We start from the raw sequence: 12,919 nt of genomic DNA on the forward strand, positions 1-12,919 counted from the left end.
CCAAAAAAACAAATTGTAGTAATAACTGTGAGAGTTAAGAAAGAAAACCTTCTAAAAAGGTCACCTTCATTCTACACTGGCAATAGACCTTACGTAAACCGTAGGGTGGCTATTTTAACTATTAAACGTAATAAAAAGGTTAATATGAGAACTGCATTTTATATTTCTGACGGTACTGCTATTACTTCTGAAGTATTTGGCCACGCCACTTTGTCATTATTTCCCGTTGAATTTAATCATAAAACTATCCCTTTTGTTGAAACTGAAAAAAAAGCGAACGAAATAAAAGCATTGATCAATGCAACGGCACAACGCGAAGGCGAAAAACCTTTGGTTTTTTTTACTTTTGTTAATCACAATTTAAGTGAAATTATTCGCTCATCGAACGCCGTTACTTATGATTTCTTAACTACATTTAGTGAGAAAATTGAGCAAGAACTGAAAGTAGCGCCGGTGCCTAAAATTCATCGTACTCACTCAATGCATGAAAAAAGTTATGACTTCAGAATTGATGCCGTGAACTATGCGCTTACGAATGATGACGGCGCTAATATAAGTAACTATGCTGAAGCCGATATAATTTTGGTCGGCGTAAGCCGAAGTGGTAAAACGCCAACTAGTTTATATTTAGCGCTACAGTATGGTATTAAAGCAGCTAACTACCCTATCACTGAAGAAGATTTAGATTCGGGTAACTTACCACAGTGCTTAGTAGCCTATAAGCATAAGCTGTTTGGTTTAACGATTGATCCAGTCAGGTTGGCTGATATTCGCCAACGCCGTATGGCTAATTCAAAATACGCTTCACTTAAGCAATGTCGAATCGAAGTACGCGAAGTTGAAATGCTGTATAAAAAATATAAGCTGGCGTATTTAAATTCGACCCATCATTCTGTAGAAGAAATTTCCGCTAAGATCATTTCTGATACTAACCTTGAGCGACGTAAGTACTAACTTCAATATTTTTAATTTTAGTTACACTAGGTATAAAAATAATATCGGACATTAAAAAAGCCGCATCTGCGGCTTTTAATTTTTTGGACAAACTCTACTTACGTGCGTCTTTTAATAAATCTGCAACTAAGAAGCCAAGTTCTAATACCTGATCAGCATTTAAACGTGGGTCACACTGTGTGCGATAACGCTGTGCTAGATCGTCATCAGATAATCCGTAAGCACCACCTGTACACTCAGTAACATGTTGGCCAGTCATTTCTAAATGAACACCACCTGCATACGAGCCCTCAGCTTTATGAACTGCGAAGAACTGACTGATCTCACGCAAAATATTGTCAAAGCTTCGGGTTTTATACCCTGATGTCGCTTTTTCAGTATTCCCGTGCATTGGATCAGAACTCCAAATTACTTTACGGCCTTCTTGTTGAACGCGACGTACTAAGGCCGGCAACTTTTCAGGAAGTACATCAGCACCCATACGTGTAATTAATGTTAAGCGCCCTGGGATGTTATCTGGATTAAGCGCATCAATTAAACGAATTAAGTCGTCAGGATCCATTCCTGGGCCAACTTTTACCCCAATTGGATTTTTAATACCTTTAAAGAATTCGATATGTGCATGATCAAGTTGGCGAGTACGTTCACCAATCCAAACAAAATGTGCTGAGCAGTCATACCAATCGCCAGATAGATGATCACGGCGAGTAAGCGCTTCTTCATACCCCAGTAATAACGCTTCATGAGAGGTGTATAAATCAGTCTCTTTAAGGCTTGGTGCAATTGTTGAGTTAATACCGCACACTTCCATAAACTCAAGCGCATCTTGAATCTTATCCGCAAGTTGTTGGTATTTTTCTTTAAGTGGGTTTGCTGCAACAAAACCCATGTTCCAGCGATTTACCTGATGTAAATCTGCAAGTCCACCTTGTGCAAATGCGCGTAATAAATTTAATGTTGCTGCACTGTGATGATAAGCCGTCATTAAGCGTTGTGGATCGGGAATACGCGCTTGTTCAGTAAACTCAAAATTATTTACGATATCACCACGGTATGAAGGTAAAGATACCCCATCAATGGTTTCTAAATCTGCTGAGCGTGGTTTAGCATATTGCCCTGCCATGCGCGCAATCTTAACTACAGGGCATTTACCGCCATAAGTTAGTACGACTGCCATCTGTAATATTGTTTTAAATGTGTCACGAATATTAGCGGCATTAAAGTCACTAAATGATTCAGCACAATCACCACCTTGAAGTAAGAAGGCACGGCCTTCACAAACGTCTTCTAGTTGTTTAAATAAACTACGGGTCTCTTCTGCGAAGACCAGTGGCGGTGCACTCTTTAATTGGCCTTCAACAGTTTTCAGCGCTTCTTGATCTGGATACTGTGGCTGCTGAAGTATTGGGAGCTCTCTCCAGCTATTTGGGTTCCACGACTGCATATTAATTTCCTCATTCCTACATTTACCTGATAGATGAAAATTAACGTATGCAGTGCCCCTGTTCAAGGACTATATTCGCTAATTATCAATTATTTAGTTATGAGATAAATATTATTGATGATTTGCACTGTTCTGCCACCTTTTTATTTTTTAAAATATGCACAGGGTATTGTTTAACTTATTAATATAAAACATAAAATTAAATAATACAGCGAGACCTTAGTAAATAAACTAAGTGCCTACTCTACAACTGAAAATAAGAACACATCATACTTAAATTGTAATGCTATGTAACCTTAACTTTACAGATGAAATTAGATTATTTTTTATATCAAATGGCTGAAGTTTAAAATATGTGCTAAGGGTGCTGAGTAATAAAGAGGTATACCTAAATTAAATGAAATTCAGTTCGTCTGATGTTGCTTGTAACTACCTTGTTTGATTCATGTTGGCACGTATCTCAAATTACTGATAGTTGTCAATTCAAGCCTGAATGACACTGCAATTAAATTAAGGCAATAGTATGTAATTGTAAAATTCGAGCGCTGGTTTGACTCCAACTCCTATACATCTTATTGGCCTATTTCTCAGCGTTCATATAACATTTTTATAATGCCTGGCTTAAACTAGATAGGTTTAGCAGCTTGTTATCACTGTAGTTCAGCTCTTTAACTATATCGACGATTACTTAAGCTTCATGGTTATAAAGTCTGTAAGCGCAGTTTATTTTTGTGCTCACAGCCATAAACTTACTCACTGCAACTGCACGACTGATAATTTGTAAGCTGTTTCAAATTAGATAATCCCCTGAAGCAAAATTGAAATTGTGCCTATGAGTAATTTATAGAATTGGTCACATCAATAAGCTCCCGTAAATTGTTGCATTGATATACCAGTATCCATTGGCAACTGAAAACTACAATAGAATTAGTCCTCACCCTTTAATTACACAACTTATACTTGAGGTAAATACCTATATCGCATCGGAGATTATACAATTGCAGCAACATGATGTACTTAATCATCAGCTCAAAGGCAATATTTAAACATACTTATTTAGAGATGATCGAACTTTTAAGTTAGAAAAACTATCAACCTATCCGTTATAAGGTCCTTACCAAGACAAAGAACACATCATACTTTATTTGATTTATAATATATACTTAGCATCGAGTAAAATTAAACGATAGATAAACAGGTGATTGTGCGCTGCTTTGTTTTTAGTTTAACTGCGGCTATGGTAGACTATTATCATCTATATTGTATGATGTGTTCTTATGGTAACTAAAGTACAAATTCGCAGTCAGTTCGATTTACTTAGTGATTTAACTAATCACTTTATTGATGATTTAATGCAATGCGATTATTCAAAGGCTGATTATTATCAATTGCCTGATATTGATAGTAACGATGAAAAGATAGTCCCTCAATCGATCAATGTTACGAAAATTACAGGTGCTACGGGCCAAAAGTTGATTTTAAATTCATTTAACGATATCTATAAAAAATCAGGCTTAAGTAGTCGTGTTTTAAAACGTCACCCTGGGTTACTGGTAATAAAAAATGCGGATCAAAAACAACTTGTTGCTCGAATTCAACAATTAAATAAAGCTAAAGCTGCATTTAAAGAATGTATTCTAGCCATTGATAATAATGATGCTCGCTTTGAAGCGGTTCATAATGCGATACCAAATTTAATAACACTCGCCGCGTACCGTAAAATTCATTTTGAAGTAAACTCCCCTTTTTCAGTTCGTTTTACCTGGATGCACAAACACGCGACTAAAACACTGACAAAAAAGATGGCACTAGCCATGCTCGAAAAATCAGCCGGTTATTCCAATCCTAGAATGATAGATCAACTCAGTTGGCAAACACTCGTTGCTCAAGAACAATTACGTGTCGCTAGTTTAGGAGATAAAGATAAGTTACGAATAAGACGCCCCACCCGCGTTAGCCCACAAGTAAATGTGAGATACACCGCGCAAAATCGTTATCATGTTAGTGCCGCACTACCTTTTATTTTGATAAACCCTGAACCGGATGTAAAACTAGGTACGTTATCAGATTATCAAAAACCACAAAGCCATCCGCGTAAACGAGAGTATGATTTTCTTGTTGATAGATTATATTTGGAACAAGTTGATAAATAATTATGTTAAAAAGGCCGCTATATAGCGGCCTTAGTCAGAATAAGCTTAAGCGGTAAGTTAATCTTTGACTATTTCTTCAATTTTATCTTCGTCGATTAAAACTGCATTTTCAACTATGCGTTTACCACCTTGAATTTCAATACGTTTGTTATGCTTATTCAAAGTAAGTATTTCATCACAAAACTGATCTGAAGGATGCATCTCGTATGTATAATCTACAATGTTACCAGTTTTATCATCTTTAACATTCGTAATGCTATATTCTGAAATAGCACCTTTTTCGATAAGATCTTTCATCGTAGTGGTCATATCACGACGCAATGCTTTTAATTTATTTTCAGTGATATCGTCAGTTGAATAGATTGAGCCATATTTTTCCATGATAGATAACAATCTAAAATGATATGTTTTTCCTGGTGCCGCATAGCGCCAAAGATGATAAAGACGCAACATCATCCAGCGAGATAATCCGCGCTTTAATTCTTGCGCACTATTGAAATAGTAACCTTTGTATTCGAGGTTATCGATCATGTTATGGACAAACGCATTCAAGCACGCAACACATTTAACATTACCGCCCTGCCCTTTTTTACCACTAAAGTGCAAAGAAGAAAGAAAGTTCATATTTGATTCGTAAAATGAATCATCAATATTGGTATTTTTAGTATCTGTCGCTGAATACTTAAACGATAGCTTAGAACCTTGCAGTGCTTCTAATGCTTCTTTGATTTGTGGGTAAGGCATTGATTGCCCAACAGCTTTAAGTTCTTGCGCTAATTCGTTCATCGAAAAAACCACGGCATATTGAATACCGGACTTAAAATTGATTTTAACAATTTTACCTTTAGAAGCTAAACGGATTAATGCACGTTCTACTTTTTCTTCACGATCTGATGGCCAAACTAAATATTCAACATCTTCACCGTCTTTACGGGTACTTACTACCGCTGGAGTAATTTTAATTTCACCATCATACAAAATGCCATCCACTTTTTCGGATATTTTTCGAGTAATAATGGTTTTTTTAGGTGCTTCTTCGAGTGGTAATTTTTTATGGCCTGAGCGAACAAAACGTCCCCACAAATCATAATGATTAAAAGTATTCGAATAGGCCCTTAGTCCATGCGCTGCATTTTCTAATGAAACCCGCACATCTTTATTGTCTGTAAATAATGCGAGGCTTTCGTTATCTATTGCACTTTCCACCCCGTGGATCTGACCCCGTAATGTATCGGGTAAGTTATCTACCGAGATGTTGACCTTTCGGTTCATTGTTCTTATTTCCAATTTTATTGCGACAGCTAATAACAACACATTAAACAGAAAAAGTTAAATGTTTAAGTTAGTACAAAACTGATCTGGGATTAAAATATATGTTCAGATCACTATTTTACTAAGTAACCTTAATGATCTTGATTTTCAGATCAGTTTTTTACTAACACTACGGTTATAAGTCTAAATTTTACTAACTCACGCGTATTTTTGTCCGTGTATTTTTGTTTTTTAACCAAAAATACACGACATAAATCTAATTTTTACTAATGCCTGTGGATAATCATCGAATCAGTTAGCATAGATCTGATCTATACCAACTACAGATCAGATCTATACTAATTGAACAGCCTATTTATCCCGATTGTAAGTGGATAAGTTCTTAATTATCTTAGTAAAAAACTGATCTCAACAGCGGTTTTTGTGCGTAAACCTGTGTTCAAACTGTGTATAACTTAAGTATCTGATTCAGAGTTAGTAAAATTACGATCTGTCAGTTACTAAAGATCTGATCTTAACCAAGTATAAACCTGATCCACTTTTTTTACTATTATTTATATATATCAGAAACTTAGATGTCTATTTTATGCCCTTAACCTTTACTACCTTATATATTTAACCACCTTTAAACTTCTTTATTTATACTAAGCAATTTTAAAATTACAAATTAATTCTAAATGTCTTGTTATTAAAAGCCATGTCGTCATAAATAGTTGTTTACAGTCAATTGAATGGACATTATACTTAATACCTAACTTTGAGGAATAAAGTATGTCAATTCATAATAATGCGCTATCCACCTATCGGCTTTTAAAAGCAACTGCAGAAGTCGCAGAAAAATCATTAGCAGGACGTATTCAGCATTATCGTGCCCACTTAAAATCTGAAGAAAAAGAGCTTCGAACTTACACTCAAAAAGCAGCTGCAGATCTGTTAGGTTGTAACAATCGTACCTTAAAACGCCGCCATGACAATGGTGATTTTGATGAGCTAAACATTAAACGCGGTGCTAACGGCCATTACGCTTACACCTTGGTAAATATATTTGCTATGGCAGATATAATGGATATTCAGCCAGATCACCGCAATGTTGACGATAAATTACAAGTTATTGTTATTAACTCTCTAAAAGGCGGCTGTGGTAAAACAACCAGTATGGTAAATATTGCTGCAGCCCTTGCTACAACTAACATTAAACGTTACCGTATTGGTATTATTGATTTAGATCCGCAAGGGTCATCATCGAGTTTTTTCCCACCCAGTGAACCTGAACCGATCACGGTCGGTGATTTAATGCGAGATTGCATTGACTTAGATCCAGATGAAACTTGGCAGCAACTTGTTACAAATGCTTTTTTGCCTACGCATATCCCAAATATACGCATTTTGCCTTCTGGTATGGATGACTTTTACTTTGAACACGAAACTGCAACGTTGCTAAAAGATAGTTCAAGTTATGAAAAAACCCGTCATTACCATAAACTATTAGAAAAAGTCATTGATCCGGTTAAGGATCAATTCGATATCATTTTAATTGATACAGCTCCATCTCTTAACTTTATGTTTTACAATGCTTTAATGGCATCTACGGCAATGCTGATCCCGGTACATCCTGAAGCCGTTGATTTCGATGCTAATAACAAATATTTAAAACGCTTAGGCGAAATCTATCATACCGTTGCATCTTTAGGTCATGAAGGTTGGGACTTTATGCAATTTTTAGTAACTAATTACGTAAAAGGCAATCATTCACAGCGTGACATCGTTAAAGATGTACGCAGTGCATTTGGTCGTCAGGTAATGAGTTACCCAATTAACCACAGCTCGGCAATTACAGCGAGCTCTTCGTCATTCAATACTATTTTTGATCAAAAAACATCTGACAGTTTAGCAAGTAGAGAATCACTGATCAGAGCTCAAGAAAATATAAAAGATGTTGTTGATGAATTAGAAATGCTGATCCGTTCAAACTGGCAATCAACACAATCTCAATTGAATGAAACTAAGTAAGGTAGTTAACAAAAAATGGCTAAAAAACGTAAAAATGACACCAGCTTAGATCCTTTTGCTACTTCAATTGGTAATAGTAATCTTGATGAATTACTAGAACAAGCAAACGCAGGCGATGTGATCAAAATGCCTGCACCAAGTGATCCTAATCGTCAGATCACACTTGTTTGCAAAGTGATCCCGCATGCTGAAATAGAAAGTACCACCAAGGTGTACGCAAAAAATCGTCGTGTTCAAGTGTTACTCAATGAAAAGTCTGTTGCTGATATACTCCCTGCAATAGCCGAAGATGGTCGTAACCAACACCCCGCCCTATGTTGGGACAAAGGTGATGAAACACTGGTATTAGCCGGCTCACGTCGTCGTATGGCATGTATAATTGGCAATGCTGACTACATGGTTCTTAGTTCGAGTGATTTTACAGATTTAGATGCTAAGATTTTAGCTGTATCGTCAGACCAATATATTGCGCCGAGCCTCTGGGAACTTGGCCAAGCATATCAACAAACAAAAGATGAATTAGTTGCACAGGGAAAAAAAGGCTCTTATCGTGAAGTAGCCGCCATTGAAGGTGTATCGCATACAGCTATTGCTGATGCAATTAAAGCCTTTGAGAAGCTTCCTGCTGCCGTACTTGCCCTTTATCCAACAGCAAATCATGTTGGCCGTGAAGTAGCTAAAAAACTGATTGCAGCAAAAGAACGTGATGAGCATAGTTTTAATCAGCAAGTAAATCATTTGACACACGATAATAGCTTAGAAGATATAATTGGTGATGATAAGCGTGCAATGACGATCACTAAATTACTTACCGCTGAGCCACAGTCAGCTCAACGTCGAGAAGCACTACTAGAAAATAATTATATCAGCTTGCAACGTAATTTAAAAAGTGGTGATTTATCAATCAAAATTGATAATAAAGTGATGACTGACAAGCGCTTAGAACAGCTAACTAAGTTATTAAATGCATTTAACTAGTTAATAAAAATCTGATCTGAAGGCTTTTTTTGTTAGTAAAATTCTGATCCCAAACTGTGTTTTGTTAGTAAAATAATGATCTGAAATATCAATAAACCTTACTATTGAGCTCATAGATCATTTTTTTACTAACTGATTAGCTATATTTTTCACTCTTACCGCTATTTTTTTATACCTTAGTAAAAATGTGATCTGTAAACGCGCTTAATAATTAACGATATGTTTATAACTTGTGGGTTTATTGTTGGTTAATTGTGTTTAACTATTAAATTCAGCTGTTTTTGTATTGAGATCATTTTTTTACTAACTTATCAGCTCCAACCAGTCTTTTTAATCATTTTAATGCTTTAGCTCGACGCCGATAAATCATATACTGGTAAAATTATTTTTATTTTTTACTGCCCTGAGCAATATGTCTGCTAACTTATCTAAGAATGACCTACTCGCTATTTTTGAAGAGATCAAGCAAGAGCAAGCGACTCAATTTCCTTTATCTGAGCGATTTATAAAACAGCTGTTTAAGCCTCCTGTGCTCAGTAAAGCAAAAGAGTACGTAGCAAATGGTCAAATTAATTGGTTAGAGCATAATCATGATTTCTCTGTCATTGATGCCTCGGTGTTTGGAAATCAAGGCAGTACTTTTACCCAACATATAGAGATAAAGAAGTTAGCCAATGGTTTTGCAGTTGATCGACACTGTTCATGTAATGCCAAAACTAACTGTCGCCACTTGGCTGCTGTATTGTTAAAGCTGAAGATTGATCATTCTGGTGATTACGGCCAAGACTATATAATTAATGATTGGTTTGAAGAGCTAACAACACTTAAGCAAAACCAGTCAGCACAAGCTAAAAATGTACTTTTATTTGTGCTTGATGTAGAAAACAATCGGGTTATTTTAACACCAAAAATTGCCGCTTTCTCTGCAGAACATCAGTATACCCTCGGTAGAAACCTTACTGATCAGCAGCTTAATAGTTTTGTAACACCATCCGATTTACTCGAAACTGATTTTCGTTTATACAGTTGGATCCGTTCTCAAAATGCACTTGGTAATTTAGAGCTTAGAGGGCAATGGGGATTTAACGCATTGCAGCAGTTGATTGCTTCTCAGCGTTTGTTTTTTGGGCGCTCTCGTCAGTCGATTAAAGCAGATAGTGCTGAAGATCTGAGTTTTTCGTGGTCACACAAAAAAGATCTTATTCAATTAAATGTAAGTTTAACGGGTAAACAATCTTGGTTCTTACTTAAAACCACACCACCGACTTATCTTGATACAGAGTCACTACGCATAGGCCGTTTACGTACGCCACTAAGTGGTGAAGAAGTTGCTCATATCAAAGCGATCCCAGCCATTCATACTGCTAATTTTGATCGTGTCTATAAGCAATTAGCTGCAAATTTTGGTGACGGTGTAATACCTCATTACCAATCATCTGAACGTAAAAAAATAAAACGGGTAGCAGATACTTGTGCTGTTGTGGATGTTAGTAATAGCAATAACCAATTAAAGCTTACGCTTACCTTTAACTATCAAGATGGTAATTACGCTCCAAACTCAGCACCAGCAAATATTCTCAATGCATCGCTTGAAAATACCGTTATCACAGAGCTCACAAATTTAGGCTTTGAACTATGTAAAGGGGCTTTACAAAATGAGTTTGTTTTTAATAAACAATCAGTTATTCATCAGCATTGGTTTAAATACGAGGTTTTGCCTAAACTTCGTCAGCGTGGTTGGAAGGTAACTGATAAAAAACTAGTGATAAAAAAATCAATCACTAATGTCAGCTTGGATGTTAAACGTGGTAAAGGTCATCAAATTGTTAGTAAAATAATGATCTCAAACGCTAAAGCTGCCACCGTATTAGCAAACGATAATTCAGAATTTCAATCACTTAATCGTCAAAGCGAACTTTTTTATTATTATGCAAATGGTAAACAGTTTGGAGTAATAACAAAACCAGCTTTTGATACGCTTACTGATTTTAAAGATCGTTTTGAGTTTATAAAAACACGCGATGAATTACTTATACCTTTATCATTTTTAGTACATTTAATGAAGATGAGCTGTTTTGCGGTTAACTTAGTCGACGACAGCTTAGAGTCTTATTTAGCTGAGCTAGATGCACCAGCTACTGCTACTACAGTGTTACATGGCTTGAATGCGGGCGTGCGGCTTCGAGAGTATCAACAGCAAGGCGTTCAATGGCTACAGTTCTTAAAACGCCATCAGTTAGGCGGAATCCTCGCCGACGACATGGGATTAGGCAAAACCTTACAAGTTATTGCATTTTTAGCTAACGCACGGCAACGAGAGCAAGCAGGCCCAACGCTAATTGTCTGCCCAACGAGCTTGGTAAGTAATTGGCAAAATGAAATGGCTAAATTCGCCAGTAGTATTAAAGTGACGACCCTATTTGGTAGCGCGCGGATTGAGCAATTACAACATTTAGCCCAGGCAGATTGCATTCTTACTACTTATCCATTACTCAAGCGTGATATCGCTTACTACTCGCCGTTGTATTTTGAGAATATTATCCTTGATGAAGCGCAGTATATAAAGAATGACAGTGCGCAAGTATCTCGTTTAGTTAAGCGTTTAAATGCACAATTTAACTTATGTTTAAGTGGTACACCGATTGAAAACAATTTATTTGAATTGAAATCATTGTTAGATTTTGCAATGCCTTCATTGCTTGGTTCACAGGCTCATTTTAAACAGCATTTTCAGACTCCGATTGAGCGTGACGCTGATAGTGATCGTGCTAAAGAGCTTAAATCACTGATCTTGCCTTTTATTTTACGCCGTACAAAAGCTGAAGTAGCACAAGAGCTACCACCTAAAACAGAGTTGATCAAAGAGTTTGAATTCGAAGCACAGCAAAAAGACATTTACCAAAGTATTACTGATTCTCTAGAAGAGAAAATGGTCGACCTGTTTGCTTCCCAAGGCGCGCAAAAGAGCAAATTAGCCTTTTTAGAGGCGTTATTAAAGTTACGACAAATATGTTGTCACCCGCGTTTGATTGACGAACACACCTCAGCTAGAAGTGCAAAACTTGACTGGTTGAGTAGCCATTTACCAGTAATGTTAAGTGAAGGTCGTAATATTATTATTTTTAGCCAATTTACTTCTGCATTAGATATTATTGCGCAGCAGCTAGCATCACTGGAGATCAATTACAGCTTGCTTACGGGGCAAACGCGTCATCGCGATAAAATGATCGAAGAATTTACCAGTGGTCAAACGTCGGTATTTTTAATTAGTTTAAAAGCTGGCGGTACAGGGCTTAATCTTACTCAGGCGGACACTGTGATCCATTTTGATCCTTGGTGGAATCCAGCAGTAGAAAAACAAGCGACAGATCGTGCTTATCGAATCGGTCAAACAAATCCTGTTTTTGTTTATAAACTGATAATGGCGAATTCAATTGAGCAAAAAGTATTTAAAATGCAACAACATAAGCAAGCGCTTGTTGATGCATTATTTACTGAAAAATCAATGAGTTTTACAAAATTTGATGAACAACAAATGCTTTCTTTGATAAAAAGTTAGCATTATTTCAAATTAGCCTGATTTATTTTGAACTAAATTAGCGTGAGGGCGTCTACTTCTTTGCTTGTTGTTAAATTGCAGTTTACACAAGCATCATTGTTGATTTCCCCCTATTTGGTTACTAGTTTTAGTAATGATTGAGCCAGCCCATTTTGAGCTGGCTTTTTTTATGCCTGCTATTTGGCTCATGCAATATTATTTTATCAATTTTAAATTTATTTTGAACTAAAGTAGTTTGAGGGCGTCTACTCTTTTGCTTGTTGTTGAATTGCAGTTTACGCAAGCATCATGTTGATTTCCCTATTTGGTTACTAATTTTAGTAATGATTGAGCCAGCCCATTTTGAGCTGGCTTTTTTTATGTCTGCTATTTGGCGCATGCAGTATTATTTTCATCAATTTTAAATTTATTTTGAACTAAAGTGGTTTGAGGGCGTCTACTCTTTTGCTTGTTGTTGAATTGCAGTTTACGCAAGCATCATGTTGATTTCCCTATTTGGTTACTAATTTTAGTAATGATTGAGCCAGCCCATTTTGAGCTGGCTTTTTT

General features: G+C 36.4%; 7 protein-coding genes. 5 read left to right on the forward strand and 2 right to left on the reverse strand.

Annotated features, from left to right (window positions below):
* The first annotated feature begins 144 nt into the window (after window positions 1-144).
* Complete coding sequence (locus tag H5154_RS02505) at window positions 145-954, forward strand: pyruvate, water dikinase regulatory protein (protein ID WP_182717280.1); 810 nt, start codon at window positions 145-147, stop codon at window positions 952-954.
* 94 nt (window positions 955-1,048) lie between these two features.
* Here the strand turns inward: H5154_RS02505 and H5154_RS02510 are convergent, their stop codons facing one another.
* The gene (locus H5154_RS02510) at window positions 1,049-2,398 is read right to left on the reverse strand and encodes a class II 3-deoxy-7-phosphoheptulonate synthase (RefSeq protein WP_145239021.1); all 1,350 of its coding nucleotides are present in this window, start codon (window positions 2,396-2,398) and stop codon (window positions 1,049-1,051) included.
* A gap of 1,277 nt (window positions 2,399-3,675) precedes the next feature.
* Between H5154_RS02510 and H5154_RS02515 the strand changes: the two genes are divergently transcribed.
* Window positions 3,676-4,551 carry a DNA replication terminus site-binding protein gene (locus H5154_RS02515; RefSeq protein ID WP_145239018.1) on the forward strand — a complete coding sequence of 292 codons (876 nt, stop codon included), beginning with the start codon at window positions 3,676-3,678 and terminating at the stop codon, window positions 4,549-4,551.
* Window positions 4,552-4,608: 57 nt separating this feature from the next.
* Here H5154_RS02515 and H5154_RS02520 read toward each other — a convergent pair whose 3' ends face one another.
* Entirely contained in the window at window positions 4,609-5,823 is a 1,215-nt protein-coding gene (locus H5154_RS02520) for a replication protein A (protein WP_145239015.1), read from the reverse strand.
* A gap of 771 nt (window positions 5,824-6,594) precedes the next feature.
* On the opposite strand from H5154_RS02520, the gene H5154_RS02525 reads away from it, so the two are divergent.
* The 3 genes from H5154_RS02525 (at window position 6,595) to H5154_RS02535 (ending at window position 12,370) form a co-directional block, all read left to right on the forward strand.
* Window positions 6,595-7,833: an AAA family ATPase gene (locus tag H5154_RS02525; protein WP_145239012.1), complete on the forward strand. Its 1,239-nt coding sequence runs from the start codon at window positions 6,595-6,597 to the stop codon at window positions 7,831-7,833.
* Window positions 7,834-7,848: 15 nt separating this feature from the next.
* Window positions 7,849-8,811 carry a transcriptional regulator gene (locus tag H5154_RS02530; protein WP_182717281.1) on the forward strand — a complete coding sequence of 321 codons (963 nt, stop codon included), beginning with the start codon at window positions 7,849-7,851 and terminating at the stop codon, window positions 8,809-8,811.
* Between the two features lie 412 nt (window positions 8,812-9,223).
* The gene (locus H5154_RS02535; RefSeq protein WP_182717282.1) at window positions 9,224-12,370 is read left to right on the forward strand and encodes a DEAD/DEAH box helicase; all 3,147 of its coding nucleotides are present in this window, start codon (window positions 9,224-9,226) and stop codon (window positions 12,368-12,370) included.
* Window positions 12,371-12,919: the final 549 nt, after the last annotated feature.

It is taken from the genome of Pseudoalteromonas sp. SR44-5, from assembly GCF_014163675.1.
Taxonomy (GTDB): Bacteria; Pseudomonadota; Gammaproteobacteria; order Enterobacterales; family Alteromonadaceae; genus Pseudoalteromonas; species Pseudoalteromonas rhizosphaerae.

Excerpts from the sequence above, each read along its gene's own strand:
- H5154_RS02505 (WP_182717280.1), top strand. The coding sequence starts at position 145 with ATGAGAACTGCATTTTATATTTCTGACGGTACTGCTATTACTTCTGAA.
- H5154_RS02510 (WP_145239021.1), bottom strand. The coding sequence starts at position 2,398 with ATGCAGTCGTGGAACCCAAATAGCTGGAGAGAGCTCCCAATACTTCAG.
- H5154_RS02515 (WP_145239018.1), top strand. The coding sequence starts at position 3,676 with ATGGTAACTAAAGTACAAATTCGCAGTCAGTTCGATTTACTTAGTGAT.
- H5154_RS02520 (WP_145239015.1), bottom strand. The coding sequence starts at position 5,823 with ATGAACCGAAAGGTCAACATCTCGGTAGATAACTTACCCGATACATTA.
- H5154_RS02525 (WP_145239012.1), top strand. The coding sequence starts at position 6,595 with ATGTCAATTCATAATAATGCGCTATCCACCTATCGGCTTTTAAAAGCA.
- H5154_RS02530 (WP_182717281.1), top strand. The coding sequence starts at position 7,849 with ATGGCTAAAAAACGTAAAAATGACACCAGCTTAGATCCTTTTGCTACT.
- H5154_RS02535 (WP_182717282.1), top strand. The coding sequence starts at position 9,224 with ATGTCTGCTAACTTATCTAAGAATGACCTACTCGCTATTTTTGAAGAG.